The sequence below is a fragment of the Tenacibaculum larymnensis genome, from assembly GCF_028829235.1.
Taxonomy (GTDB): Bacteria; Bacteroidota; Bacteroidia; order Flavobacteriales; family Flavobacteriaceae; genus Polaribacter; species Polaribacter larymnensis.
The window spans coordinates 92,997-119,576 of the sequence record NZ_JAIWJY010000007.1; the positions used below are offsets into that span (position 1 = coordinate 92,997).

The 26,580-nt window shown below is 30.4% G+C and carries 27 protein-coding genes; 22 read left to right on the forward strand and 5 right to left on the reverse strand.

Features of this window, described 5'->3' with window-relative positions:
• Positions 1-25 precede the first annotated feature (25 nt).
• The gene (locus LCI24_RS11385; protein ID WP_274640479.1) at positions 26-370 is read left to right on the forward strand and encodes a 5-carboxymethyl-2-hydroxymuconate Delta-isomerase; all 345 of its coding nucleotides are present in this window, start codon (positions 26-28) and stop codon (positions 368-370) included.
• 72 nt (positions 371-442) lie between these two features.
• Here the strand turns inward: LCI24_RS11385 and hutH are convergent, their stop codons facing one another.
• Positions 443-1,948: a histidine ammonia-lyase gene (hutH, locus tag LCI24_RS11390; RefSeq protein WP_274640480.1), complete on the reverse strand. Its 1,506-nt coding sequence runs from the start codon at positions 1,946-1,948 to the stop codon at positions 443-445.
• Positions 1,949-2,116: 168 nt separating this feature from the next.
• Here hutH and LCI24_RS11395 point away from each other — a divergent pair, with 168 nt between their 5' ends.
• Positions 2,117-3,505 (forward strand): TlpA family protein disulfide reductase, encoded by a 1,389-nt coding sequence (locus tag LCI24_RS11395; protein WP_274640481.1) that lies wholly within the window; start codon positions 2,117-2,119, stop codon positions 3,503-3,505.
• Positions 3,506-3,580: 75 nt separating this feature from the next.
• On the opposite strand, the gene LCI24_RS11400 is transcribed toward LCI24_RS11395, so the two are convergent.
• Entirely contained in the window at positions 3,581-4,381 is an 801-nt protein-coding gene (locus tag LCI24_RS11400) for a TIGR00266 family protein (RefSeq protein ID WP_274640482.1), read from the reverse strand.
• A 45-nt stretch (positions 4,382-4,426) separates the two neighbouring features.
• A complete protein-coding gene (locus tag LCI24_RS11405; protein ID WP_274640483.1) occupies positions 4,427-4,882 on the reverse strand; it encodes a DUF4442 domain-containing protein in 456 nt (151 codons plus the stop codon).
• 155 nt (positions 4,883-5,037) lie between these two features.
• Here LCI24_RS11405 and LCI24_RS11410 point away from each other — a divergent pair, with 155 nt between their 5' ends.
• The 19 genes from LCI24_RS11410 (at position 5,038) to LCI24_RS11500 (ending at position 23,749) form a co-directional block, all read left to right on the forward strand.
• On the forward strand, positions 5,038-5,466 hold the full coding sequence (locus LCI24_RS11410; RefSeq protein ID WP_274640484.1) for a DUF4870 domain-containing protein: 429 nt from the start codon (positions 5,038-5,040) through the stop codon (positions 5,464-5,466).
• Positions 5,467-5,483: 17 nt separating this feature from the next.
• Entirely contained in the window at positions 5,484-5,828 is a 345-nt protein-coding gene (locus LCI24_RS11415; protein WP_047789417.1) for a PadR family transcriptional regulator, read from the forward strand.
• Entirely contained in the window at positions 5,821-7,794 is a 1,974-nt protein-coding gene (locus tag LCI24_RS11420) for a PspC domain-containing protein (RefSeq protein WP_274640485.1), read from the forward strand. Before LCI24_RS11415 ends, LCI24_RS11420 begins: the two co-directional genes overlap by 8 nt.
• A 19-nt stretch (positions 7,795-7,813) precedes the next feature.
• Entirely contained in the window at positions 7,814-8,311 is a 498-nt protein-coding gene (locus LCI24_RS11425; RefSeq protein ID WP_274640486.1) for a nuclear transport factor 2 family protein, read from the forward strand.
• Positions 8,312-8,402: 91 nt separating this feature from the next.
• Positions 8,403-9,749, forward strand: coding sequence for a serine hydrolase domain-containing protein (locus tag LCI24_RS11430; RefSeq protein ID WP_274640487.1), 1,347 nt, complete (start codon positions 8,403-8,405; stop codon positions 9,747-9,749).
• A 160-nt stretch (positions 9,750-9,909) separates the two neighbouring features.
• The gene (locus LCI24_RS11435; RefSeq protein WP_274640488.1) at positions 9,910-11,370 is read left to right on the forward strand and encodes a potassium/proton antiporter; all 1,461 of its coding nucleotides are present in this window, start codon (positions 9,910-9,912) and stop codon (positions 11,368-11,370) included.
• Between the two features lie 44 nt (positions 11,371-11,414).
• Complete coding sequence (locus LCI24_RS11440; protein ID WP_274640489.1) at positions 11,415-11,786, forward strand: hypothetical protein; 372 nt, start codon at positions 11,415-11,417, stop codon at positions 11,784-11,786.
• A gap of 101 nt (positions 11,787-11,887) precedes the next feature.
• Positions 11,888-12,349: a hypothetical protein gene (locus LCI24_RS11445; RefSeq protein ID WP_274640490.1), complete on the forward strand. Its 462-nt coding sequence runs from the start codon at positions 11,888-11,890 to the stop codon at positions 12,347-12,349.
• Positions 12,350-12,550: 201 nt separating this feature from the next.
• Positions 12,551-13,858, forward strand: a complete 1,308-nt coding sequence (locus LCI24_RS11450) for a short-chain dehydrogenase (RefSeq protein WP_274640491.1) — start codon at positions 12,551-12,553, stop codon at positions 13,856-13,858.
• 50 nt (positions 13,859-13,908) lie between these two features.
• Positions 13,909-14,310 (forward strand): hypothetical protein, encoded by a 402-nt coding sequence (locus LCI24_RS11455; protein WP_274640492.1) that lies wholly within the window; start codon positions 13,909-13,911, stop codon positions 14,308-14,310.
• Positions 14,311-14,362: 52 nt separating this feature from the next.
• On the forward strand, positions 14,363-15,313 hold the full coding sequence (locus LCI24_RS11460) for a hypothetical protein (protein ID WP_274640493.1): 951 nt from the start codon (positions 14,363-14,365) through the stop codon (positions 15,311-15,313).
• Positions 15,313-15,888, forward strand: coding sequence for a Crp/Fnr family transcriptional regulator (locus LCI24_RS11465; protein WP_274640494.1), 576 nt, complete (start codon positions 15,313-15,315; stop codon positions 15,886-15,888). Before LCI24_RS11460 ends, LCI24_RS11465 begins: the two co-directional genes overlap by 1 nt.
• Before the next feature lie 60 nt (positions 15,889-15,948).
• Positions 15,949-16,719: an MBL fold metallo-hydrolase gene (locus tag LCI24_RS11470; protein ID WP_274640495.1), complete on the forward strand. Its 771-nt coding sequence runs from the start codon at positions 15,949-15,951 to the stop codon at positions 16,717-16,719.
• Positions 16,720-16,768: 49 nt separating this feature from the next.
• Positions 16,769-17,596 (forward strand): alpha/beta hydrolase, encoded by an 828-nt coding sequence (locus LCI24_RS11475; protein ID WP_274640496.1) that lies wholly within the window; start codon positions 16,769-16,771, stop codon positions 17,594-17,596.
• 12 nt (positions 17,597-17,608) lie between these two features.
• The gene (locus LCI24_RS11480; RefSeq protein ID WP_274640497.1) at positions 17,609-18,001 is read left to right on the forward strand and encodes a nuclear transport factor 2 family protein; all 393 of its coding nucleotides are present in this window, start codon (positions 17,609-17,611) and stop codon (positions 17,999-18,001) included.
• 284 nt (positions 18,002-18,285) lie between these two features.
• Positions 18,286-19,716 carry a 2-oxoadipate dioxygenase/decarboxylase HglS gene (gene hglS / locus LCI24_RS11485; protein WP_274640498.1) on the forward strand — a complete coding sequence of 477 codons (1,431 nt, stop codon included), beginning with the start codon at positions 18,286-18,288 and terminating at the stop codon, positions 19,714-19,716.
• A gap of 123 nt (positions 19,717-19,839) precedes the next feature.
• Complete coding sequence (locus LCI24_RS11490) at positions 19,840-20,298, forward strand: Lrp/AsnC family transcriptional regulator (protein WP_241210203.1); 459 nt, start codon at positions 19,840-19,842, stop codon at positions 20,296-20,298.
• Positions 20,299-20,335: 37 nt separating this feature from the next.
• A complete protein-coding gene (locus LCI24_RS11495) occupies positions 20,336-23,233 on the forward strand; it encodes an FAD-binding and (Fe-S)-binding domain-containing protein (protein ID WP_274640499.1) in 2,898 nt (965 codons plus the stop codon).
• Positions 23,234-23,368: 135 nt separating this feature from the next.
• On the forward strand, positions 23,369-23,749 hold the full coding sequence (locus tag LCI24_RS11500; RefSeq protein ID WP_274640500.1) for a hypothetical protein: 381 nt from the start codon (positions 23,369-23,371) through the stop codon (positions 23,747-23,749).
• Here the strand turns inward: LCI24_RS11500 and ctlX are convergent.
• Positions 23,746-24,681, reverse strand: a complete 936-nt coding sequence (ctlX, locus tag LCI24_RS11505; protein ID WP_274640501.1) for a citrulline utilization hydrolase CtlX — start codon at positions 24,679-24,681, stop codon at positions 23,746-23,748. The two genes, LCI24_RS11500 and ctlX, sit on opposite strands and share 4 nt — an antisense overlap.
• A gap of 157 nt (positions 24,682-24,838) precedes the next feature.
• Between ctlX and LCI24_RS11510 the strand changes: the two genes are divergently transcribed.
• The gene (locus LCI24_RS11510) at positions 24,839-25,324 is read left to right on the forward strand and encodes a DUF2938 domain-containing protein (RefSeq protein WP_274640502.1); all 486 of its coding nucleotides are present in this window, start codon (positions 24,839-24,841) and stop codon (positions 25,322-25,324) included.
• Between the two features lie 101 nt (positions 25,325-25,425).
• On the opposite strand, the gene LCI24_RS11515 is transcribed toward LCI24_RS11510, so the two are convergent.
• Positions 25,426-26,469 (reverse strand): flavin-containing monooxygenase, encoded by a 1,044-nt coding sequence (locus tag LCI24_RS11515; protein WP_274640503.1) that lies wholly within the window; start codon positions 26,467-26,469, stop codon positions 25,426-25,428.
• Positions 26,470-26,580: the final 111 nt, after the last annotated feature.

Below are 26,580 nucleotides of genomic sequence, written 5' to 3' on the forward strand. Positions count from 1 at the left end.
ACAATACAACTAAACAAAAATAATTATGCCACATTTTGTAATTGATTGCTCTGAAAACATTATCAAATTAAAATCACCAAAAGAGATTATTCAAAAAGTTTATGATACAGCAGAATCAACAAATCTTTTTGATAAAAGAGATATTAAGGTAAGAATTAACCCTTTTGAGTATTATACTGTGGGAAATACCAATGATGATTTTATCCATATTTTTGCTAATATTATGGAAGGAAGAAACACTGCTCAAAAAAAGAATCTTTCAGAAAAGATTGTTACTGAATTAAAATTAATGTTTCCTGAAGTTCCAATTATTTCTATTAATATTAGAGATTTTGAAAAAGCTACTTATTGTAATAAATCTATGGTGTAAGCAGTACAAATAAAAAGCTCAAATCGTAAATTTACAATTTGAGCTTTTTATATTAATTTATGTGATGATTACTTAAAATAGTTCATCAACCTCAATAGTTAAGTTATTGATAAAGTTTTCTGCATTCTTTATATCATTATGCAACACCCTGTCGTCATTCACTACAGGCACATCTTGTCTAAACATACTTACAAAAGAAGCTAAAAACTCAGAAGTACTATACTCTCTAAAAGAAAGTCCCTGAGAAGCATTCATTAACTCAATAGCTAATACTGAACATACATTATCTATTACTTTTTTAGCTTTAACAGCAGCATTAGCCCCCATACTTACATGGTCCTCTTGTCCATTACTCGATACAATAGAATCTACACTAGATGGTGTACAGAATTGTTTATTTGCACTTACAATACTAGCCGCAGTATATTGTGGAATCATAAATCCACTATTTAATCCTGGGTTAGACACTAAAAAGTCTGGTAACCCTCTTAAACCAGATACTAACTGATAAGTTCTTCTTTCTGAAATATTTCCCAATTCAGCAATTGCAATAGCTAAATAATCTAATGCTAAAGCTAGCGGTTGCCCGTGGAAATTTCCTCCAGAAACAATAATATCTTCATCTACAAAAATATTCGGATTATCTGTTACCGAGTTTATTTCTGTAATAAATGTTTTCTTCACAAACTCTAATGTATCTTTTGTTGCTCCATGAACCTGAGGCATACATCTGAATGAGTAAGGATCTTGCACATGTTCTTTTGGTTGTTCAATTAACTCACTTCCTTCTAATACTTCCTTAATACGTTTAGCGGTAGCTAATTGACCGTTATGTGGACGTACCAAATGTATCAACTCATTAAATGGTTCTATTCTTCCATCAAAAGCTTCCAAAGAAACAGATCCAATAACATCTGCTAAGTAAGAAAGTTTATAAGCCTTTAATAAGTTATGCACACCATACGCACTCATAAATTGAGTTCCATTTAACAGCGCTAAACCTTCTTTTGATTGTAAGTTTATTTTCTCCCAACCAAATTTTTCCAATAAGTTTTCTCCTGAAATTCGTTCTCCAGCAACGTTTACCTCTCCTAGGCCAATTAACGGTAATGAAAGGTGAGCTAATGGTGCTAAATCTCCAGAAGCTCCCAATGAACCTTGCGTATATACAACTGGTAAAATATCGTTGTTATAAAACTCTATCAAACGCTCTACAGTTGCCAATTGAACTCCTGAATGACCATAGCTTAATGATTGTATTTTTAATAACAACATTAATTTTACAACTTCTTGAGGTACTTCGTCTCCTGTTCCACAAGCATGACTCATTACCAAGTTTTCTTGAAGCTGTTGTAAATTATCTCCACTAATCTTAACATTACATAACGAACCAAATCCAGTATTAATTCCATAAATAGGGTCGCTATGAGTTTTCATTTTCTCATCAAGATATGCACGACATTTTAAGATCTTCTCTTTTGACTCTTCTGATAAAGAAAGCTTTTTATCTAGTAATACAATACTATGAATATCTTCTAAACCAACTGGTTGTGAATTTATTATATGTGTAGTATCCATTTTAATATTTTTAAGGTGTACAAAGAACCAAAAAAAAGATAAAACTTCAAGGTGATTTATTGTAAAAAATAGAGTATCGTTTAAATAAAATGTTAATTTTTTTGATTAAAAAGTTAAAAAAAGTAACTTCGGCGCCTTAAACACCATATTCTCACTAAACATTAAACAATGAAAAAACTAGTACTTTTAGCCCTCTTAGGAGTTACGATAATTTCATGTAAAAAAGAAGAAAAACCTGTTAAAGACTACTTAGTTTTAACTGGTAAAATTGAAAACTTCAAAAAAAGCAACATTACTTTAAATGGCTTTCGTTTTGAAAAGAAAATTAAATTTGACAGAAAAACTGGTTCTTTTGTTGATACCCTTAGAATTAATAGAGATGGTTACTACACTCTAGTATGTGATAAAAAACCTATTAATTTGTATTTAACAAAAACTGATGATGCAGGTATTGTATTTGATTACAAGAATGCTGACTTCATCAATTTTGAAGGTACTAATAAGAATATCAATAGTTACCTTTATGAAAAACAAAAAACTTGGCCTGAAATACTTGTTAGCGCTAATAAATATTTTGCTTTAGAAGAAGAAGAATTCTTGAATAAAACTAATGAGTACAAAGATGCTGTAACAGAGCTTTCAATTTCTAAGCAATTACCTGCTGACTTCTTAAAACAAGAAGTTAAAAATATTGACTACGAATGTTTGAGAAACTTGTACAACTATCAAGACTTTCATGCTACTTTAACTGGCGACAAAGACTTTAAAGTTTCAAAAGACTTCCCTGATCCGCTAGAAAACTTTAACTACAGTAGTGGTTCAGATTATGTTAACTGTTACTTCTATAGAGCAATGTTAGAAACTGAGTTAAAAAATCTAGCTAAGAAAAATAATAAAGAAGGAGAAGATTATTATTTAACTTATTTAGAAACTATACAAACTGAGGTAACTGATACAATCGCTAAAAACGATTTATTATACAACAGTGCAGAAAGTACTATAACATATGCTAGTGACTTAAAAGAGTTTTATAGAAAATTTATGGCGTATTCTACGAATAAAGCACATAAAGAAGAAATTACTAAAGATTACGAGTTATTAAAAACCACAGCTAAAGGACAACCTGCTCCTAAATTTAAAGACTATGTAAACTACGATGGTGGTACTACTTCTTTAGATGACTTATTAGGACAAGGAAAATACTTATATATTGATGTTTGGGCTACTTGGTGTGCTTATTGTAAAAGAGAAATCCCTTTATTAAAGAGATTAGAGCAAGAATACCATGGTAAAAACATTGAGTTTGTAAGTATTAATGTTGACGCTAAAGGGAATGACGAAAAATGGAAAGAAACCATTCAAGATAGAGAAATGACAGGTATACAGTTAATGGCTGGAGATAGTCACTTAAATTTAGACTGGGCTCAAAATTTCTTAATTAAAGGTTTACCAAGATTTATCATCATTGATCCTGATGGTAATATTGTAAGTCCAAATGCTCCTGCACCATCACAAGGAGAACGTTTAATTAATATGTTTGAAGAGTTAGGTATCTAAACCTTATTATCATAAACAAAAAAAAGCCGCTAAATTTAGCGGCTTTTTTTTGTTTATATAATTAAATCAATAATTTTAAAATCTATTATCTCCATCTAAGATATCTCCTAAACCTCCTAAAACACTTCCTTCTCCTCTATCGCCTTTTCCTGTTTGTGGAGCCATTGCTAACACTCTACCTGCTAATCGACTAAATGGTAATGATTGAATATATACAGTACCAGGACCTCTTAATTTTGCAAAGAACAATCCTTCACCTCCAAAAATGGTATTTTTTATACCACCTACAAACTCAATATCATAATCAACATCTTGGGTAAAACCTACAATACAACCTGTATCAACTTTTAAAACTTCACCAGGCTGTAAAACCTTTTTCGCCATAGTACCTCCTGCATGAACAAAACCAATACCATCACCTTCCATTTTTTGCATAATGAATCCCTCTCCTCCAAACAAACCTCTTCCTAAACGTTTTGAAAACTCTATACCAATAGACACACCTTTAGCTGCACATAAAAAAGCATCTTTCTGACAAATAAACTTACCTCCAAACTCAGTTAAGTCAATCGGAATTATTTTTCCTGGATATGGTGAAGCAAAAGAAACTTGCTTTTTTCCTTGACCATCATTTGTAAATACCGTCATAAACAAACTTTCCCCTGTTAAAATTCGTTTTCCTGCAGAAAAAATCTTTCCCAATAAGCCTTTTTCTTGATTAGATCCATCTCCAAATATTGTATTCATCCTTACATCAGCATCCATCATCATAAAGCTACCACTTTCGGCAACTACTCCTTCTTGCGGATCTAATTCTATTTCTACATACTGCATTTCTTCTCCAAAAATGCGATAATCTATTTCGTGTGCATTCATAATTTTTTGTTTTTCTATTTATTAGACATCAAAACTTTCTTTTTGTTACGATTTTACCTTTAAACTCCATTCATATTCAAACTTCGAAACAGAAATACCTTCTTCATTAAAACCTTCCGACCTAACAATTACCGTTTGCCCCTCTTTTGTATCAATTGCTTTTTGTATTGTTTCTCTTATCAACTCTCCATCATTACATTCAAAACGAACTTTCCCTACTGCTTTTTTTGTAAAAGTTCCATTCATGTTAGTTACCAACATCGAAATTTTTTTGTTAGAGGCATCAATTTCTTTCATCACCAAAATACCAGTCGATAACTCTGATGCCATTCCTTGTACTGCCCAAAACATAGACTTAAATGGATTCTGATTTACCCATCTATGGGTTACTTTTACCACTGCTGTATTATTAGTAAGAGACTTTAATCGCACTCCTGTAAAAAAAGCTGATGGTAATTTAAATAATAAAAAGATATTAACTTTTCGAGGTGTAAACTTCATTTTTTTCAGTATTTACAGGCAATGTACAGCTTTTTCTTTAATTATATCATTAGATTCAAATGTTAAATTTTGTTAATTTTTAGTACTATGTATTGCATAATACCTTTTAAAAGATATATATTTGCAATGTAAAGTATTATATAAATCATTTCACTATGCAACATAACAATCAAAACACCAATGCTTTTTTAATACATATTTCTGCTTTTGCAGGGTATTTATTTCCTTTAGGCAGTATTATTACTCCTCTTATATTATGGCAAACCTTAAAAGAGAGAAGTACTTTTTTAGATGAGCATGGTAAAGAAGCTGTTAATTTTAACATAAGCTATAGTCTATATATTTTTATACTAGGTCTTTCTTTTATTCCTTTTTTCTTCGGAAGAATTTTTAACGGATTTGATGGTATAGATATTGACTTTGGTGGGTACCATGGACATGGAGGATTGTTTGGTTTTTTTGGATTTGCTTCAATAGTAAGCATTGTTGCTCTTATTAAAATAGCGCTGATAATTATAGCTGCTATGAAAGCAAACAAAGGTGAAATGTATCATTATCCACTTACAATAAAATTTATAAAATAACCCATAAACCGCATTACATGAAGATAGAAAACACTAAAGCACAAATGCGTAAGGGAGTTTTAGAATATTGCATCTTATCAATTTTACAAAAAGGAGATGCCTATACTTCTGAAATACTCTCTAACCTAAAAAGTGCAGAAATGATTGTGGTTGAAGGAACCATTTATCCGTTACTTACCCGCTTAAAAAATGCAGGATTATTAAGTTACAGATGGGAAGAATCAACCTCTGGACCTCCAAGAAAATATTACGTACTCACAGAAAATGGCGGAATGTTTTTAAAAGAATTAGACAAAACATGGCATAATTTAGTAAACGCAGTAAACCAAGTAACAAGTACAAAATCAACTAAAGATGAATAAGACAATAAATATAAACCTGGGCGGATTTTTCTTCCATATAGATGAAACTGCCTATCAGAAATTAAAACGATACTTAGACGCCATCGCTCGTTCGTTAAGTGATGACCCGCAAGGTAAAAATGAAATCATAGCAGATATTGAAGCTCGTATTAGCGAATTGTTATCTGAAAGAATTACCGATGCTCGCCAAGTAGTAAATGAAAGTGATATTGAAGAAATTATTGCTATCATGGGGCAACCAGAAGATTATGCAGAAGCTGAAGAAGCTTATAACGAAAATACTTCTTACAACTATAAAAGAAACACCTCTAACAAAAAAATGTTTAGAGATGGTGACGATAAGTTTTTAGGAGGAGTTTGTTCTGGGCTTGGGCATTATTTTAATATAGATGTTGTTTGGATTCGTTTAGCCTTTCTAATTTTAACACTAGCTGGATTTGGTTTTGGAATTATAGGATACATCATTTTATGGGTTATTCTACCAGAAGCTAAAACCACTTCTGAAAAGTTGCAAATGGAGGGTGAAGCTGTAAATATTGATAACATTGAAAAAAAAATTCGTAATGAGTTTGAAAACCTTTCATCAAAGGTAAAGGAAGGCGCCCATGATTTATCGGATAAAATCTCAAATGCTGATTATCAAAAACTACGCAACCAAACTAAATCTGGTTTTCAGGATTTCATAGACACTATGGGTAAAATTTTACTAGCAATATTCAAAGTGTTTGGTAAGTTCATGGGCGTTTTATTAATATTTATCGCTGGTATTACAATCATTTCATTACTACTAACTTTATTTTCAGTAGGTAGCTTAGAAATCCTAAATTTTGATGGAGACATGATTCATTATCCTCCTTTCTTTTACGATTCAGCTATGCCTAAATGGTTGTTAATGACATTTGTATTTTTCTTGATAGGAATTCCTTTTGTTGTCCTATTTATTTTAGGATTACGAATTTTATCTCCTAATGTTAAAAGACTTGGTATTGCTACAGTTTTAACATTGTTTGGACTTTGGTTAATCTCTTTATTAGCAATCGGTTTCTCTGGTATTGAATATTTTACTACACATGCTTACGATGGTGCACATGTTTCAAAACATAGTATTACATACAACCAAGAAGAACCTTTAAAAATACGAGTAGTAAACGATGATAATATTTACTATCAACACAATTTACGCAATAGAGATAATTCAATATCTGTTCATGTAAATGATAAAGAAATGAAGTACTCTAATGATATAAATATTGATGTTCGTAAGAGTGAAACTGGTAATGCTTATATAGAAATCAAGAAAACTTCGGAAGGAAGAAAACGTCATAATGCCAATAGTAATGCAGAAGCTATTCTGTATAACTTTAAAACAGCAAACAACACAATTGTTTTTGACGCCTTTTTTATTAGTGAATACAAAAACATGTGGAAAGATGAAGAAATTGACGCTGTTTTATACATCCCAGAAGGAACAACTATATATTTTGAAGGTTCGTCTCGTAACTTTTTAGATGATGTAAAAAATGTTCAAAACGTATACGATCGTGATATGGCCAATCATCATTTCAAAATGACATCTAAAGGTTTTGATTGTTTAGATTGTGATGAAGAAGACATTAATAATGAAGATTCTGATGATTGGGATTCTGATAATGATGATGAAGTAAGTTTCTTATTTGATAGTACAATCAATAATGTAAAAGCTGAATTTATCATTTCAAAAAACACTACTGAAGATGAACTTAACAAATTAATTGACTGGTTTAAAGATCGTAAAAACATAGATATTGATATTGTTAGCTCTAAATTTAATAATGATAAAACAATTGATAATCTAGTTTTAGAAATTGATTGTAATGATGGTTATGTAGGTAACATTAGAATTTCAAACGGTACATTAGATGATATATCTAAAGGTTTCCGTAGATTGTATAATGAAGAAGGAGCTTTAAGCTTTAAAACTTGGTAAACGCATAAACTGAAAAACTATGAACGATTTATTTGACTTCTTCTTTAAGGGTAACTTTTTTATGAAAATAGTTACCCTGCTATACACACTCTTACTATCATGGGTAATGAATGGACAAGTACAAGAAATTCCTAACTACAAACCTGTTGATATTAATCTACACAATCAAATTGTAAAAATGGATAGTATATTCTTTAACGCTTACAATACTTGTGACATGAAAACACAAGCAGATATTTTAAGTGATGATATTGAGTTCTTTCATGACAAGGGAGGTTTATCTACTTCAAAAAGTGAAATTATAGCGGCTACTGAAAGAAATATTTGTGGTAAGGTTACTCGCACTTTAATAAAAGGAAGCATCGAAGTTTATCCTATAAATAATTATGGAGCTGTAGAAATAGGTTATCATAAATTTTTTAATAATAGAGAACCTAATGCTAAATCTACCCCTAGTAAGTTTATCGCAATTTGCGAAAAAAGAAAATACAAAATGGTTAATGACAAAAGTAATTAGCCTACATTAATTTCTCGAGACTAAACAACAGGGACAAAATATACTTTTAAATTTTTATCATTATAAACCTTTAGTTAAAGCTAAGAAGAAAATGAACAAACTGATATTAATAACAGCATTTATCATACTACTCTTTTCTTGTACAAAGACCAAGAAATCTACTCTGCCTGTCAAAGAAAATTCAGAAAAATATCAAGTCAAAATTGATAGTCTTTTGAATACTCATTTAGAAGCTAATAATTTTATGGGGAGTATAGAATTATCTCACAAGGGAAAGACTGTATATAAAAATACTGTAGGTTTTAGTGATATTAAAACCTCTAAAAAAGTAGATTCAGTAACAAAGTACCGTATAGGATCAGCTTCTAAGATATTTACAGCAACCTTAATTTTTAAAGCCCTTGAAGAAAACAAGCTAACGCTTGATAAAACTATAGAAATATTTTTTCCGAAGCTTAAAAACGCAAACAAAATTACTATTGCTCATTTACTTCAACATAGAAGTGGTATTCATAACTTTACAAAAGATAATTTTTTGGAGTACCATACTCAATATAAATCTATTTCTGAAATGTTATCTATGATTTCGAATTACAAAAGTGATTTCGAACCAAATGATAAAGGTGACTATAGCAATTCTAATTATTTTTTACTATCACTAATTCTAGAAAAAACATATAAATCCACATACAAAGACCTTATTCATAATAAAATCTGCAAACCCCTTAATCTTTATGATACTTATGTAGGTACTAAAATAAATATTAATAATAATGAAGCTTACTCGTATATCTACGATAAAGAATGGAGTAAGTTTCCTGAAACTAATATGTCTATTCTCAAAGGTAGTGGTTCAATAGTTTCAACTTCAAAAGATATTAATAATTTTATAGAAGCTTTATTTACAGGTAAGTTAATTTCAACAAAAAGCTTATCATTAATGAAAACTATAAAAGATCATTACGGAATGGGACTCTTCCGATACAAAATTCATGATAGACAAGGATATGGACATCGAGGGCATGTTGATGGTTTTAGGTCTACTTCAATTTACTTCCCTGAAGAAAAACTTTCATTCACCTTGCTTTCAAATGCTTCTAAAGTTGATGTAAATAATATATATTCAGAAATTCTCAATCTATATTTTAATGATGTAATTGTTGATATATCAGAAACTGAAATTGAAAAATTTGTAGGTAAGTATATTTCATTAAAAGATAAAACACATGAATCTACCTTTATAAAAGACAAAAAAACTTTAATCCACTTAATAAAAGACGAGTTTAAAGAGCCTTTAGTTTATAAAGGAAATAACCGATTTATTATGAATCAAGTTTATGCTGAATCAATATCATTTACTTTTTCTCCAGATGGCAAACAGTTAACTTTTAAGCAAGGGGATTACAAAGATATATTAGTAAAAAAAACAACTCCGTAAAATATTAAAAACATTAGTTCATTGGTTTAGCTAACTCCGATGACACTAATACTTGGTTTTATTAGTTAAGCCAAAGCTGTACAGCTTTGGCTTTTTCTTTGTATGAAAAAGTCAATAATTAAAATGCTAAAACCCATATCTTTGTTTAAAATTTTCTTGCATGAATTTAACCATTGAAAATATTTTATTAATAGGATCTCTTTTACTTTTAATAAGTATTATAGTTGGAAAAACATCGTATAAATTTGGCGTTCCTACTTTACTCCTTTTTTTAAGTATTGGAATGCTTGCAGGATCTGATGGTATTGGTGGTATTATTTTTGACGATCCGAAAGCCGCACAATTTATAGGAATTGTTTCTTTAAATTTTATTCTATTTTCAGGGGGATTAGACACAAACTGGAAAGCTGTTAAACCTATACTCAAAGAAGGATTAGTGCTCTCTACCTTAGGAGTATTGCTTACCGCTGTTTCCTTGGGGTTATTTGTTTGGAATATTACCAATTTTACAATTTACGAAAGTTTATTATTAGGAGCTATTGTTTCTTCTACTGATGCTGCTGCGGTATTTTCTATTTTACGCTCTAAAAACTTAGCTTTAAGAGAAAACTTACGTCCTACTTTAGAGTTAGAAAGTGGTAGTAACGACCCTATGGCGTATGTACTAACTATTGCTTTTTTAACATTGGTTACTCATCAAGATCAAAGTGTAACATCTATAATACCCTTATTTTTACAACAAATGGTGTTTGGTGCTATTGCTGGTTTTTTATTTGGAATGCTTAGTAAAAAGATAATAAACTCTATTAAACTTGACTTTGAAGGTTTGTACCCAGTTTTGGTTATTGCACTCATGTTTATTACTTTTTCTTTTACAGATTTTATAGGTGGTAATGGTTTTTTAGCTATATATATTTGTGCTGTTTACCTAGGAAATCAAAACTTAATTCATAAAAAAACGATCTTAAAAATGTTTGATGGATTAGCTTGGTTAATGGAAATTGTACTGTTTTTAACTTTAGGACTACTTGTTTTTCCTTCTCAAATTGTTCCTTACATAGGTATTGGGCTTGTTATTTCACTTTTCTTAATTTTTATTGCTCGCCCAGTAGGAGTTTTTATTAGCTTACTTTTTTTTAAAATGAAATTAAGAAGGCGTTTTTATATTTCATGGGTTGGTTTACGTGGCGCCGTACCTATAGTTTTTGCCACCTACCCTCTTTTAGCTGGTATAAATAAAGCTAATATTATTTTTAACATTGTATTTTTTATATCGGTTACTTCTATTTTAATACAAGGCACAACCCTAAGTCTTGTTGCAAAATGGTTAAATGTTGCTTTACCTGAAGAAACAAAAAAATTGAGTGCTACCGATATGCTGTTAGAAGAAAATCCGAAAGCTTTAATGAAAGAAATCACAATTACACAATCGTGTAAGGCGGTAGATAAAAAAATTGTGGATTTAAACTTTCCTAAAAACGCCATCATAGCCATGATAAAAAGAAATGGTAACTACATTACCCCAAACGGTTCAACCATAATAAATACTGCGGACACTTTAATTGTTCTTGCCGATAACCCTGCTGTTTTTAAAGAAATTAACGAAAGCCTTAAAAATTAACTAATAATTAGTTTTAATTTTAATTATTAAAGTAATTTTGTAATATGAAAAAAATGTTGCGATTTTTGAGCGTCCTTTTTATTACAGTGGTATATTTTTCTACCATTGGTTATACGCAAAAAGAGCAATCTTTTTCTAGTAAGTTTAACGACCCAACCCCTTCGCATAAAGAATACAAACAAAAACTTTCTTCTAAGGGCGTAGAACATACCTCAGAGTCAGAAAATTTCACTAACTATTTTAACAACCCTCCTTCAACTAATGTAAAAAATACATTTTATGAAGTTGGTCTTAACTTTAAGTCTATTGAGTTATTTTTCAATAGAAAATATCTTCAATATATTTCATTATCAAGAAATATATTATCAAATTATAGAAAGTCTGATTTGATATTTCCTTTCCATTATCATTGGTGAGAACTTCATTAAGTTTTAACTACAAACTAATCAATCTTACTAAGAAAACATACTCTTTATAAATTAAAGAGTAAAATTTAATGTAATTAATTTAAAAATAAATGGATTTAGGAACCACAATCGTTGGTGCTGTACTATTAGTTATATGTATGGCTGCTTTTATATTAGTACGTAAAAGACAATTAACAAAGAAAAATGAAAAACTTCAAATACTAAATAATCTTTCTCAAGAATACAATTGCTTTATACAAGAGTATGAATTTTGTAATGATTTTATTTTAGGAATAGATAAATCTAAAAAGTTTCTTTTCTTTTATAAACAAGCGCAAGAAAACACATACAGTAAAGTTATTGATTTACAAACTATTGAAGAATGTAAGGTTATAAAAAAAACACGAAGTATAAATGATAAAACAATTGTATTAATAGAGCTTAAGTTTATTAGTAAAAATGAAAACATTTTTATTACTATTTATAATGAAGAAACAGATCTTCTAATTAGCAATGAACTATTAGTTGCTAATAAATGGTCTCTCTTAATTAACAGTAATTTAAAAGAATAGTAAATTACTAACAAACTATCTAAGCCTTAAGTTCTTTAAGGCTTAGGTTTTAATTAAACTCTTTTTATACTTGTCATATATCTTTTTTATGAATATTTTCGACAAATTTTATAGTTATAAATTAACTGCTATACAAATACAAAAAAGGAATAGAACAATCTCCCTAAAGTTTATTCGTTCCTTCTATTATCCAAAACTACTATGAAAACAGTTTACATAATAAACTTTAAACACCTACTTCCTGTACTATTTTTACTGACTATTAGTTGCTCAACTAAAAATAAAACAGACGAAGAACTACTTGAAAAAGACAAAATTGAATTAAAAGAAAATTTAGACTCTTATAAAATAGCAACGTATAAATTTGGTAAAATTTTAATTCGTTCTTCAGCTGAAAAAGATACTATTTCTACAGAATTTCAGTCTTTTAAAAAAGATCTTGATAGGATTTTTAATAAAGTTGTAAAATATGATGTTGAAAACCCAGAAAGTTTATCACTCATAGATTACATTCTAATATACCGTGACTATAAAAGAATGGAAGACTTTATTATGAAAACTGATGAAGATATTTTTCCAACATTAGTAGACTCTTTTAATCTAATTTACGGAGATTCTATCAGTAAAAAAAGAGAGTACTATAAAGGAGAGGAAAAAGAATATGTTCAAAATATAGAGCATGCTATTTTAAGTGCAGTTGTAATATTAAGTAAAGACTTGGGTAAGGAAGTATCACTTTACGAATGCACAAAAACAAATCCTGAATTACTTCCAGATTCTGAAATTAAAACATTGCTACAATACTTTAGAGGATTTTTGTTTTTCGAAAAAGGTCTTTATTATTTATCTGAAGATGAAATTTCAAGAAATATTAACTGGTTAAACAACAATAAAGAGGTGGATTTACCCTACACTAGAGCTTTCTTTCAATGGGGAAACCTTGATAATAAAAGTACTCATTTAGGGCTTCACTCTTTAAATCATTTATTCAGAGGTTTTGATCGATTAATGATGGAAAGAGAAATTGATGAAAAACGTGCTCTTGAAGATTTTGAAGCATTTTTAAAAGATGCCAATAAAATTGGATTAAATAATGAAATTACTTGGTCAATAGAAACCTATTTATATTTAAAAAACGAAGAAAACGAAAAAGCAATTGCTTCTTTATCCAAACTTAAAACAAGTACCCTGCTCTCTTCAGAAGATAAAAAAAGAATAGATGAATCTATTGAATATGTTAAGAACAGAGAGTCAGGTAAGGTCTTAAATGGTTTTTATGATAAATTCTTTTTGAGTAAAATCGCTACAAAATACATGTACTCAATTTTATCAAAAGTGGATTGGGAAAAAGTAATGAAAGAACAAAATGTACCACATACAAATGAAATATTTAAAACTATTGATAATCTAAAAAGCTTTATTGACAACCTAAAAGAGTATGCCAGTACTGAAGACCTAAAGAATAAAGGAAAGAGCCTCTGGAACAAAACAAAAGAATTAGTTAAATAATTATTCTATAAAAAGAAACACACAATACATTAAACAACTTAAAAATTAAAATGGGAAAAATTAAAATTGAGAGCACAGTTGGTGCTAAAATCTATGCTAACGAAAAAGAACTAGGTTTAATAAAAAGGGAAGATAGAGAATATGAGTTAGAAAATGGTGAATATGAAGTTTACGCCAAAGCCTCTTGGTGTAGTAGTCAAAAAATCAACATAAATGTTACTGATGATCAAACCGTAACTTTAACTCTTAATAGTTTTAAATATGAAGGAATTATAAGAGCTGTTATGATGGTATTTGTTGCTTTATTTATGTTTTCTAAAAGTCTTATTTTTCTAATCCTTGCAGGAATTATCATTCTATACCCTTTGTATTATATATCATTCGGAAAAGATAATTATTTAGAATTAAATGAGAAGAATGAAAATAATCTAGCCAACACAAACAACATTTAGTTTTTACTTTAACAAACCACAGCCTGTTTAGTCAAACCCCAATAAAACAGTTATGAATTACAAAATAATAAAATTACTATTTGACCCTAGAGAAACTATTAATAAGGAAGAATTTTTATTTGGGATAATAGTTTTATTCTTTTTTGCTTTTAGTTTCATTAGTGATTTTACTATAAATGCTAGTATCATGTCAATTTTAAGCTCAAAAAGTGCACACTTACTAGCTACACATCAACTTATAAAACCATTTACTATACCTAATTTGCCTGTAGGTTTTATTTTATTTTACAGCGCTGTAACTTTAGCTATTAAAAGAATAAAAGATTTACAATCTAAATTATGGATAGGTGTTATGGTAGGAGTATTCATATTTCTTTTTTTTGATGTTATCTTTCTAAAAGTAACTACAAGTACAGGAGTATTTTCTAATTTATTAGGTTTCGAAATTGATAATCAAATAAAGATTTTTCATATATCAAGTATGCTTTTTTATGTTGTTTTGGGAGTAGGTTCAATACTCTTCCTTTCAGTTCTTAATGGAACTAAACCTTGTATAAAAGATGTTTATAAGAAAGGAAGTTTAACTATTAATCAATTTATTAAACAGCTAGGTATATGGTGCGTAGCAACATTTTTGGGTCTTATCATAATTACTCTATTACTCAACATTAACAAAAGTATAGCTACTTTAAGTTATGGTAGTTTTTTACCTCCCTTAATTGTAATATGTATACTTTTTATATGGTATTTAAAATTAGTTTATATGAGATTAAAAAACACTACTTTCTCTTTTCTCAATTACCTTCTTTGTTTAATAGCTTATGTTATTGGACTTTCTTCTATAATCACAATAGCTTTTAAAGTTGACAACTTAAACTATATAAACATGTCATTAACTTTTTTCTCAGTTATTAGTATAATATTTTCATTTGTAAACCTTTCTTTATTTTTGTTAGATAAAGATTCTAAACCATTGGCATTTGGAACCGAAAAACACGATTAATGAAACCATTCTCTGAGATCTCTAAATTCTTTGAAACAGAATTTCCTTTAAATCAACATGGACTTGATGAACTGTTTACTTTATTTAAAATTGAAAAACACACTAAAGGAACTATTTTACTTCAAGAAAACTCTAAAGAAAAAAAGTTGCGTTTTTTAAATAATGGAATTGTAAGAGAATATTACGCAAATGAAGACAAAGAAGTTAATATCAACTTTTATGTAAAACCTCAGTTTATTTCCGATTTACTAACTTTTAGTCATAATACTAAAACAAAGAAAAATCAAGAATGTCTAACTTCCGTAGAAGTTTTAAATATTGAAAGACAACCTTTTTTTGATTTACTAGAAAAATATCAATGTGGTAAAACCTTTGTTGATGCCTCTTTTCAAAAACTTTTAAAACAAAAAGAAAGACTAGAGTTTAATCGTATTACAAAATCACCTGAAGAATTGTATAATGAACTATTTACTTACAAACCTGAATGGATACAAAACATACCTCAATATCATTTAGCTTCTTATTTAAACGTAACACCAGAAACGTTAAGCAGAATTAAAAAACGTATTTCTTGATTTGAATCAATGAAAATAAATAGTGTAAAAAAGACATTTGTATAACTAAAAAGTTATACCATGTTACATATACACCAAATAAGAAATGCTACTATAATTATTGAAACTGAAAAAGAGGTTATTCTTGTTGATCCAATGCTCGGTAACCAAGGAATTATGCCTCCATTTACTCTCTTTAGACATAAAGCTAGAAAAAACCCAACTGTTCCACTTCCCCAAAAAACACACGCACTACTAAAAAAAGTAACTCATTGCTTAATAACTCATCAACACCCAGATCATATAGATAATGCTGGTGTAGAATTTTTAATCAAAAATAACATTCCTGTTACCTGTAGTGTAAAGGATGAGAAGGCTTTTAAAAAGAGAGGGCTAAATGTTGTTCAAAGTTTAAAATACTGGGAAAAACAACCCTTTTTAGGAGGAGAAATAGAAGGAATACCTGCCAAACACGGTTATGGCTTTGTAGCTAAACTAATGGGAAATGTATTAGGTTTCTATATAAAACTTCCTGGTCAAAAAACTATTTACCTCAGCTCCGATACTATTTATACTGACGCTGTGCATAAAGTATTGACTAATTATAAACCAGATATTAATGTATTAGCCTGTGGAGCTGCTCAATTTGACCTTTTCAAGCAACTTATTATGAGCGTAGACGATATTCTAAAATTTATAAGAAATTCATCGGGTTTAGTAGTTGCTAATCATATGGAAGCTATTAATCATTGCCCATTAACTAGAGAAAAACTCAAAACTATATTGAAGCAAAATAACTTATATCATAACGTTTACCTACCTGAAGATGGTGATATAGTATCTATTGAGTAAAAGTCTGTTATATTTACATAATTGTACAATAACCATTATTATTAGCAATATGAAACAGAAAACTTTATTACTTGTTGCTCTATTAATCGCTTTTTCAACCTTTGCTCAAAATATTCCTAAAAAGATTAATGAGAGTGACTTTTCCATCGGAAAAACTGTTCAAATAAAATCGACTATTTTAAAAGAAGATAGAACACTAAATATTTATTTTCCTACAAGCTACGATATTGATAAATCAAAAAAGTATCCAGTGATTTATTTATTAGATGGTTCTAAAGATGAAGACTTTATTCACATTGCTGGAATTGTACAATTTGGTTCTTTTCCATGGATAAATATGCTTCCTGAAGCTATAGTAGTTGGTATTGGAAATGTAGATAGAAAAAGAGACTTTACATATCCTTCTTCTATAGAAATTGACCAAAAAGAATTTCCTACTTCAGGGAAATCTGAAAAGTTTATTCAATTTCTTAAAAAAGAACTCCTTCCTTTTATAGATACTAACTACAGAACTACAAATAATAAAACACTAATTGGACAATCACTTGGAGGACTTTTAGCTACAGAAGTTTTATTTAAAACCCCTAACCTTTTTAATAACTATATAATTGTAAGCCCCAGTCTTTGGTGGGATGCTGAAAAACTTTTAACCTTTACACCGCTAAAGTACAACACTAAGAAGAACATTTACATTGCAGTTGGTAAAGAAGGACCAATTATGGAAAGAACTGCCAAAGAACTACATGGTAAACTACTGAGTAAAAAAACTAAAAACACGAAGCTTTATTTCGATTTTTTAGAAGATAAAACTCATGGTGATGCCTTACATGAAGCCGTTTACAATGCTTTTGAAAAAATATTTAAAGTAGAGAAATAACATAGACTACTCATGAAAAATAACATTATGCTTAAAATTATTTCAAGCCCTAACTGCGGAAATTCACCTAAAATGACATTCTTAAAAGAATTCAATATCGCCCTAGCAAAAGGAGATCTGGATTTTCTTACCGAAAGTGTTACCGATGAAATAGTTTGGAATATAGTTGGCGATAGAAAAATTGAAGGAAAGAAAGAGTTTATTGAAAAATTAAAAAAAATAAAAGAGAAAAATGTAACTGAATTAACACTTAAACAAATCTTATCTCACGGAAAAGAAGGGGCTGTAAATGGAATCACTAAAACAGAAAACAAAAAAGAGTATGCTTTTTCTAACTTTTATTTTTTCAAAGGGGCAAAAGGTGCTAAAATAAAATTAATAACATCGTATATCATTGAAAGTTAACAATGGTAAGAAACATTTAATTTACTGTTTAACAACATACACTCAATGCTTATTCTCTAATAGAATTAAAAACTCAAGAATATTTCACTAAGACTTATACAACTGGAATAAAGTCAAATTGACTTTTAAAAAACACTTTTTAGTAAAAAGTTGTCTTTTTGGTTAAAAAAAAAGTATTAACAAAAGCAAATCAACTCAAAATAAACACCAATAAAACAAAATTCATTTTTATTGACACTAAAAAAAATTAAATTCATTTAATTTGTAGCAAATCTCAATAAACTATGTCATCAAAAAATAAACTAGAAAGTTTTACTAATACGACTGAAGAATTTGTCTCTCCAGAGTACATTCGTAACCGCTTCTCTAAAATTATGTCTGACATGTACAAGAAAGAGGTACCGCTTTATGGTGATCTACTTGATTTGGTTCATGACATAAATGAAAACGTTCTTTCAGAGTCTAAAGAAATTGAAGAACAATTAGCACATACCGGAGAATTAACTCGACTAAATATGGAACGCCACGGAGCAATTCGTTTAGGTAAACCCTATGAGCTATTTACAATGAGACGTCTGTTTAAGGTTATGGGAATGTATTCTGTTGGTTACTATGATTTAGCCCCAGCTGGTGTTCCTGTTCACTCTACGGCGTTTAGAGCTATTGAAAGCACAGCTCTTAACCAAGCTCCATTCAGAGTTTTCACCTCTTTATTACGTTTAGATTTAATTGATGATGCTCAGCTTCGTAACAATGTTGAAACTATTTTAGAAAAACGTCAAATTTTTACAGAAAAAGTTTTACAACTCATTGATAAATCCGAAAAAGAAGGAGGTCTAAATAAAGAAGATGCCGAAACCTTTGTTCAAGAAGCATTAGAAACTTTTCGTTGGCACGATACTGCTACTGTAGATTATGAAATGTACGAAGCTTTACTAAATCAACACAGATTAATTGCTGATGTTGTTGCTTTCAAAGGACCTCACATCAACCATCTAACCCCTAGAACTTTAGATATAGACAAGGTACAAGTAAGTATGGAGGATCGTAATATTCCACCAAAAGACAATATAGAAGGACCTCCTGCAAGAAAATGCCCTATTTTACTACGTCAAACAAGTTTTAAGGCATTGACCGAAAAAGTAACTTTTAAAAACAATGTTGAAAAAGAAGAAATAGGTGAACACAAAGCTCGTTTTGGTGAGATTGAACAACGTGGTGTAGCGTTAACTCAAAAAGGACTTGATTTGTATCATGAACTGTTAGGTAAAACACGTAAAGCCATTGGTGGATCACCAACTGCCGAAAATGCCTCAGAATACAATAAATTATTAGCAAAAAATTTTAAAGTTTTCCCTGATAACTACGAAGAGTTACAATCAAAAAAATTGGCTTACTTCCATTATTTTACCACCGATAAAGTAAAAACCTTACCTAAAGATAAAGTGTATACAAAAGAAGATGTAAACCAATTATTAGAGGATGGTTATTTAAGCATAGAACCTATGGTTTACGAAGACTTCTTACCTGTAAGTGCAGCAGGAATTTTTGCTTCAAACTTAGGTACAGATGATGCTAAGCGTGAATATGAAGGCACTTCTAATCAATCATTATTTGAAAAAGATTTAGGTGAACCTGTTTATAAGTTAACAAAATGGTATGAAGACATGCAAGATGAAAGCATACAAAACTGCTTAGCTGTAATAAATGCTTAATCATAAAATAGAATATTGAAAAAGTGTAGCCGTATATTTGCATTATCGGCTACACTTTTTTTCGTTAAAAACGATTGTTTATCTTGTAGCTTATATTAAGTTTATTCTAACAAAATTATTCTTTTGGAAAATCAATTTGATTATATAGACAAACAAATACTTTCAAAATTACGTTTAGACGCTCGTAAAGCCTATTCACAAATTGCGGAAGAATTAAAAGTTTCCAACTCCTTAATTCATCAACGCATTAAAAAGCTAACCGCAGAGGGTGTTATTAAAAATGCTGAGTTTGTTTTAGAAGAAAAGAACTTAGGTTATAAAACCAAATCATACACAGGTATCAGATTACGTGAAGCTCGCTTTGCTAAAGAAGTAATGCACGAGTTAGAAAAAATACCTGAAATAACCGAATGTAACTTTGTTTCTGGTTACTACGCTATTTTTATTTTAATCTTTGCTAGAGACAATGAACATTTACAAAAAATACTATACGATAACGTACATTTAATCAAAGGAGTGGCTGGAACCGATACTTTTATATGTTTCGATACCTGTTTTAAGCGTCACATTCCAATAGAATAATTAACAACACTATCCACCTTTTTAGGTTTTTAAGATAATGACACAAACAACACAACTAGAAACGTTCAAAAAATCATTAACTGGTGAATTATTTTTTGACGACCTACATAAGAACATTTACGCAACAGACGCTTCGGTATATCGTAAAATTCCATTAGCAGTTGCCTACCCTAAGAATATACAGGATATTCAACTGTTAATTGATTTTGCTACAAAAAATAATATCACCTTAATCCCTCGTACTGCAGGAACTTCGTTAGCAGGACAGTGTGTAGGAGATGGAATTGTTGTAGACGTTTCTAAACACTTTACCAACATATTGGCTTTTGATGAAATTAACAAAACCATTACGGTAGAGCCAGGAATTATTCGTGATGATTTAAACCGCTTCCTAAAACCATTCGGATTGTTTTTTGGGCCGAATACCTCAACCTCTAACCGTTGTATGATTGGCGGTATGGTAGGCAACAACTCTTCAGGAAGTACTTCTATTCGTTACGGAGTTACCCGTGATAAAGTCATTGCTATTCAAGGTTTGTTAAGTGATGGTAGTGAAGTTACTTTTTCTGAAATTACCTCAGCTGAATTCAACCAAAAGAAAATAGAGAATTCATTAGAAGGAAACATCTATCGTGCTATTTATACTGAACTTTCTCAAGAAGCCATTCAGCAAGAAATAAAAAAAGAATTCCCAAAAGAAAGCATTCACCGAAGAAATACAGGGTATGCTGTTGATGAGTTTTTAACTTCCGATTTATTTGGCGGAACTGAACCAACTATTAACCCTGCTAAATTTTTATCAGGAAGTGAAGGTACTTTGGTATTTTCAACCGCTATCACCATTCAACTAGACGACTTACCTCCTACCCAAAGTATTATGGTGTGTCCACATTTTACTAGTGTAAATGAAAGTTTAAAAGCTACCGTTACTACCATGAAACACAAACTCTATGCTTGTGAATTAATGGATAAAGTAATTTTAGACTGTACTAAAAACAATCGCGAACAAGCAAAGAATCGTTTCTTTTTACAAGGTGATCCTGAAGCTGTATTAATGTTAGAAGTTTCTGCCGATACCATTGAAGAAGCAGAAATACTAGCCGATAAACTTATTGAAGATTTAAAAGCAAACAACTTTGGATACCACTACCCTAAAGTGTATGGTGAAGACATTGCTAAAGTGCATCAACTACGAAAAGCTGGTTTAGGATTATTAGGAAACATTGTTGGAGACGATAAAGCAGTAGCTTGTATTGAAGATACTGCCGTAGCTTTAGAAGATTTACCTACCTATATTGAGGAATTCACTAAAATTATGGATAAGTACCAGCAAAGAGCTGTGTATTATGCACATGCAGGAGCTGGTGAGTTACATTTACGTCCTATTTTGAATTTAAAGAAAAAGGAAGATGTAGTACTTTTTAGGAAAATAACTACTGAAACTGCTGAGTTAGTTAAGAAATATCAAGGATCCTTTAGTGGTGAACATGGTGATGGTATTGTGCGTGCAGAGTTTATTCCATTGATGATAGGTGATAAAAACTATCAACTATTACGAAGAATAAAAAAGGCATTCGATCCAAATAACGTATTCAACAAAGGAAAAATTACGGATGCTTTTCCAATGGATCAAAGTTTACGTTATGAAATTGACAGAAATGAACCTGAGATAGAAACCATTCAAGATTTTTCAGATAGTGAAGGTATTTTAAAGCTAGCTGAAAAATGTAACGGCTCTGGTGATTGTCGTAAATCTCCTGAAGCTGGGGGAACACTCTGCCCAAGTTACCGAGCTACTCGTAATGAAAAGGAAACTACACGAGCAAGAGCCAATACATTACGTGAAGTGTTAACCAATAATGCTGCTAAAAACAAGTTCGATTCTAAAGAATTAAAAAGTATTCTCGACCTATGTTTAAGCTGTAAAGCTTGTGCTAGCGAATGCCCTAGTAACGTAGATATTGCCTCTATGAAAGCAGAATTCTTGTACCAATATCAAGAAACAAACGGGTATTCTTTCCGTAGTAAATTGTTTGCAAATAATGCCAAATACAATAAACTAGGAAGTAAGTTCCCTGTGCTAACAAATTTCTTTACCAATACTAACCTAGCTAAAAAAGTTATGGGAGTTGCTACAGAACGTTCTGTTCCTAAATTAGCTAAACAACCATTAAGTACTTGGTTGAAAAAATACCAACCTACAAACTCAAAAAAAACCGTGTATCTCTTTAATGATGAATTTACCAACTTCTACGATACTGAAATTGGTAAAGACACTGTAATTGTGTTAGAAAAGCTAGGATACGAAGTAAAAACTGTAGATCATGAAGAAAGCGGACGTAGTTATATATCTAAAGGTTTTTTAAAGGAAGCTAAAGAAATTGCTAATAAGAATGTTACGATTTTTAAAGAATTAATTTCTGAAGAAACACCACTCGTTGGAATTGAACCTTCTGCTATTTTAACGTTTAGAGATGAATACTTACGTTTAGCAGATGATAAAGTATCTGCCAAAAAGCTTTCTGAAAATTGTTTTACTATTGAAGAGTTTTTAGCGAACGAACATGCTAATAGTTTTATAGATACAACTAAGTTTAGTAACGAAACAAAGGAACTTAAAATACATGGGCATTGTCATCAAAAAGCATTGTCTAGTACACATGCTTCTTTTTCTATATTAAATATTCCTAAGAACTATAAAGTAACAATTATGAATACCGGTTGTTGCGGTATGGCTGGATCTTTTGGATATGAAAAAGAGCATTATAAAGTAAGTATGCAAGTGGGGGAAGATACGTTGTTTCCTAAAGTTAGAAATTGTTCGGTTGATACTGAAATAGTAGCCGCTGGTACGAGTTGCCGTCATCAAATTTATGACGGAACAAAGCGTGTAGCAAAACACCCAGTAACAGTTTTAAGAGAAGCTTTACTATAAATAATTGATTTTCATATCATTATTTTGTACTTTTAAGACGATTAACTCTTAAAATGTACTATTATGGCGAGCAATAAAATCATATTTAGCAATGCGCTGCTAATTTTTGCGGGCATTGTTGGCTTCTTTCTAATTATGAAAATTTTTGGATTGGAAGATGTTTCCGAACTGCGTTTTTTAAACTTTGCTTTCGTTCTATATGGTATTAACAGAGCTATAAAAACCAATATCGTTAAAAACCACGAATCGTTATATTTTAGCAATTTTTTATTAGGAATTGGAACCTCTATAATTGCTGTAGCCTTAACCATTTTAGGCCTTATTATATATGTAGATTTTATAGATGCTGGTTTTATGACAATACTTGAACAGTCTTCTTTCTGGGGTCAGAACTTAAGTTTACCACTTGTTGTATTTGCATTAGCTATTGAAGGGATTGCTTCTTCAGTAATCTGTTCTTTTATCTTAATGCAGTACTATAAAAACTATAAAGTTTCAAATACAATGGTTGCTTAGGCTCTTGGTAAAAAAACCTCAGCCATCATGCAACGAGCACTTCCACCACCACAGATTTCTATAGTTTCTAGAGAGCTCTGTAGTATTTTGCTGTGCTTTTCTATAGCTTTAACTTGATTAGAATTCAACGAATTAAAAGCAGAAGAACTCATTACTAAGTAACGTTCATCGTTTATTCCTTTAACTTGTAACATATTTCCTGCAAATTGTGTTACTTGTTGTTCTGAGATGGCAATAACTTCTTTTCCATCCGACTTTAAGTGCTTTAATAAGTTTTTCTTTTCTTTTTTATCATCTATCGAATCTAAACATACCACCGCAAAACTTTCCGCAACACACATCATTACGTTTGTATGATAAATAGCTTCTCTCTTTCCCCCAACTGTTTGGTTTGCTGTAAAAATTACAGGAGTATATTCAAAATCTTCGCAAAATTCAATAAACAGCTCTTCATCTGCACGAGGAGATAAAGCACAATACGCTTTTCTGTTGTGCCTATCTAAGATCATACTTCCAGTTCCTTCTAAGAAAACCTCCTCCTCTTCTGCTTCAGAGTAGTCTACAACATTTTCTATTACAAACCCTTTTTCTTCCATAATCTCTAGTACATCTTCTCTACGCTCTAAACGTCTATTATCTGCAAACATTGGATAGATAGCAACATCTCCATTTTCATGAAAAGAAATCCAATTATTTGGAAACAATGCATCGGGTGTATTTGGTTCTTTAGTATCTTCAACAACTACTACAGTAACACCAATAGCTTCCAACTTTTCTACAAAAGAATCAAATTCTTCTTGTGCCTTAGCATTAATTGATGCAGGTAACATTCCTGACAATTCTTGTTGGTAATAATTATTTACTGCTGTTTGTTCATTCATCCTAAAACTTGCAGGACGAACCATTACTATTGTATTTGTTGTTTGTTGCATACTGCGAATGTAATAAGATTTTGGTTTGTTTTAACAACCAAAACAGTAAAGAGAAGCTACTAAATTTAGTTAAGTTGTATTAATTTATCCTATTATTTCTCCGTTTTGTCCTATCACCACATACTTCACCCATTTTACTTTTGTCTGAAAAAACAACATGAATAATTTATTTCAAACAATTTTAATAGGTATTGGAGCAACAGCAACTATGGATAGTTACTCCATAATCTTGAATTACTTTGGTATAAAAACTCTTAACTACAAGTTTCTAGGCCGCTGGATTGGATATTTTTTTGATGGTAAGTTTTCTCACCATACAATATTTACCGCTCCCTCTATAAAACACGAACATATAATTGGCTGGATTGCACACTATACGATTGGAATTATGTTCGCTTTACTTTTAGTACTTATTTTTGATAAAAAATGGCTTGAAAACCCTACTCTTTTACCAGCTTTAATCATAGGGATAGTAACTGTTATAGCTCCTTTCTTTTTTATGCAGCCTGCTTTCGGACTAGGTGTTGCCGCTTCTAATGTTCCTGATCCAATCAAAGCTAGAGTAATGAGCTTAATTACACATACCGTATTTGGTTTTGGATTATTTTTAAGTGCAAAGATTTTAAATATTCTAATTAAGTAATTAGACTTATTTTTAAGAGAAGTATCCTTAATTTTATAAACCTATCTAACAAAACTACTAATAACTGCTGCTATTGGTAGTTTTGTTATTATGCTTAAAATTTATTTTTCACTAATTATATCTGCCAAATAGCTTGCATCTTTTGATACACCTCCTAGAGTAGCAGAACCACGTGTATACATCCAAGGTAAACCTATAAAATACAGACCTTCTATATTACTTACTCCTCTATAATTTTTTGGATAATTATCTGAGTCTAACTCCAAACCTTCTATCCATTTAAAGTTAGGACGATATCCTGTTGCCCAAATAATATTTTTTATTGATGTTACTTTTTTATTTTCAAAAACAACTTCATTATCTAACGCATCTTTGGTTCTTCCTACAGTAACTACATTTTCACGGGATAAAATTTCTTTTACATCAGTACCAATTACAGGTTGCAACGATGTGCTTATTTTTTTCCCTATCCAACTGTACTTGTTAAACTTTAAAAAGCCTATAAGCGTAAACCACCACCATAGAGTTTTACCTAAAAATTGCTGAGGTAAGGTTTTCACCTTCGTATCTCCCGAAAAATAAACCGTTTTTGATTTTTTATCCTTAGATATTTCATCCAGAATTTGGTATCCAGAATCCCCTCCTCCAACAACTAAAACATCTCCTTCTTGTAACTGTTTACTATTTTTATAGTAATTACTGTGCATTTGCAATACTTCATCAGATAGTTTAGTATGACAAGGTGGTGTGTACGGTATATGAAACGGTCCGGTTGCTACAATTATATTCTTAGCTAGAATTTCTCCTTCATTATAGATTACATGAAATCCTTTAGTCGATTTTTTTACAGAAGTAACTAATGTGTTTAGTTGTACAGGAATGTCAAACTTCTTCACATACGATTTAAAGTAATCGCTAACCTCATATTTAGATGGATAATGCCCTTTAGGAGCGTTAAATTTTAAACCAGGTAAGTGATTATATTCTGTTGGTGTAAATAGTTTTAAAGAGTCCCATCTATTTAGCCAAGAGGCTCCTATTTCTTCTTCTCCATCTACTACTATAAAACTTTTTTCCATCTTTTTTAAGTGGTAAGCCATGGATAAGCCTGCTTGTGCACCACCTATAATCACAAAATCTAACATCTAAAATCATTTTCATTAAGAGCTCAAATATAGATACTTTAAACAAGCGCGTCAAACTTTTCTTGGGGCTGTATTTTTTTAAAAAAAGTCAATATGGAAAATTACATAAAA

Coding starts and splice junctions, on each gene's coding strand:
- LCI24_RS11385 (WP_274640479.1), top strand. CDS start 26: ATGCCACATTTTGTAATTGATTGCTCTGAAAACATTATCAAATTAAAA.
- LCI24_RS11515 (WP_274640503.1), bottom strand. CDS start 26,469: ATGTTAGATTTTGTGATTATAGGTGGTGCACAAGCAGGCTTATCCATG.
- ctlX (WP_274640501.1), bottom strand. CDS start 24,681: ATGCAACAAACAACAAATACAATAGTAATGGTTCGTCCTGCAAGTTTT.
- LCI24_RS11405 (WP_274640483.1), bottom strand. CDS start 4,882: ATGAAGTTTACACCTCGAAAAGTTAATATCTTTTTATTATTTAAATTA.
- LCI24_RS11435 (WP_274640488.1), top strand. CDS start 9,910: ATGAATTTAACCATTGAAAATATTTTATTAATAGGATCTCTTTTACTT.
- LCI24_RS11415 (WP_047789417.1), top strand. CDS start 5,484: ATGAAGATAGAAAACACTAAAGCACAAATGCGTAAGGGAGTTTTAGAA.
- LCI24_RS11425 (WP_274640486.1), top strand. CDS start 7,814: ATGAACGATTTATTTGACTTCTTCTTTAAGGGTAACTTTTTTATGAAA.
- LCI24_RS11400 (WP_274640482.1), bottom strand. CDS start 4,381: ATGAATGCACACGAAATAGATTATCGCATTTTTGGAGAAGAAATGCAG.
- LCI24_RS11395 (WP_274640481.1), top strand. CDS start 2,117: ATGAAAAAACTAGTACTTTTAGCCCTCTTAGGAGTTACGATAATTTCA.
- LCI24_RS11500 (WP_274640500.1), top strand. CDS start 23,369: ATGAAAATTTTTGGATTGGAAGATGTTTCCGAACTGCGTTTTTTAAAC.
- LCI24_RS11460 (WP_274640493.1), top strand. CDS start 14,363: ATGAATTACAAAATAATAAAATTACTATTTGACCCTAGAGAAACTATT.
- hglS (WP_274640498.1), top strand. CDS start 18,286: ATGTCATCAAAAAATAAACTAGAAAGTTTTACTAATACGACTGAAGAA.
- LCI24_RS11475 (WP_274640496.1), top strand. CDS start 16,769: ATGAAACAGAAAACTTTATTACTTGTTGCTCTATTAATCGCTTTTTCA.
- LCI24_RS11495 (WP_274640499.1), top strand. CDS start 20,336: ATGACACAAACAACACAACTAGAAACGTTCAAAAAATCATTAACTGGT.
- LCI24_RS11480 (WP_274640497.1), top strand. CDS start 17,609: ATGAAAAATAACATTATGCTTAAAATTATTTCAAGCCCTAACTGCGGA.
- LCI24_RS11465 (WP_274640494.1), top strand. CDS start 15,313: ATGAAACCATTCTCTGAGATCTCTAAATTCTTTGAAACAGAATTTCCT.
- hutH (WP_274640480.1), bottom strand. CDS start 1,948: ATGGATACTACACATATAATAAATTCACAACCAGTTGGTTTAGAAGAT.
- LCI24_RS11450 (WP_274640491.1), top strand. CDS start 12,551: ATGAAAACAGTTTACATAATAAACTTTAAACACCTACTTCCTGTACTA.
- LCI24_RS11510 (WP_274640502.1), top strand. CDS start 24,839: ATGAATAATTTATTTCAAACAATTTTAATAGGTATTGGAGCAACAGCA.
- LCI24_RS11455 (WP_274640492.1), top strand. CDS start 13,909: ATGGGAAAAATTAAAATTGAGAGCACAGTTGGTGCTAAAATCTATGCT.
- LCI24_RS11430 (WP_274640487.1), top strand. CDS start 8,403: ATGAACAAACTGATATTAATAACAGCATTTATCATACTACTCTTTTCT.
- LCI24_RS11420 (WP_274640485.1), top strand. CDS start 5,821: ATGAATAAGACAATAAATATAAACCTGGGCGGATTTTTCTTCCATATA.
- LCI24_RS11440 (WP_274640489.1), top strand. CDS start 11,415: ATGAAAAAAATGTTGCGATTTTTGAGCGTCCTTTTTATTACAGTGGTA.
- LCI24_RS11470 (WP_274640495.1), top strand. CDS start 15,949: ATGTTACATATACACCAAATAAGAAATGCTACTATAATTATTGAAACT.
- LCI24_RS11445 (WP_274640490.1), top strand. CDS start 11,888: ATGGATTTAGGAACCACAATCGTTGGTGCTGTACTATTAGTTATATGT.
- LCI24_RS11410 (WP_274640484.1), top strand. CDS start 5,038: ATGCAACATAACAATCAAAACACCAATGCTTTTTTAATACATATTTCT.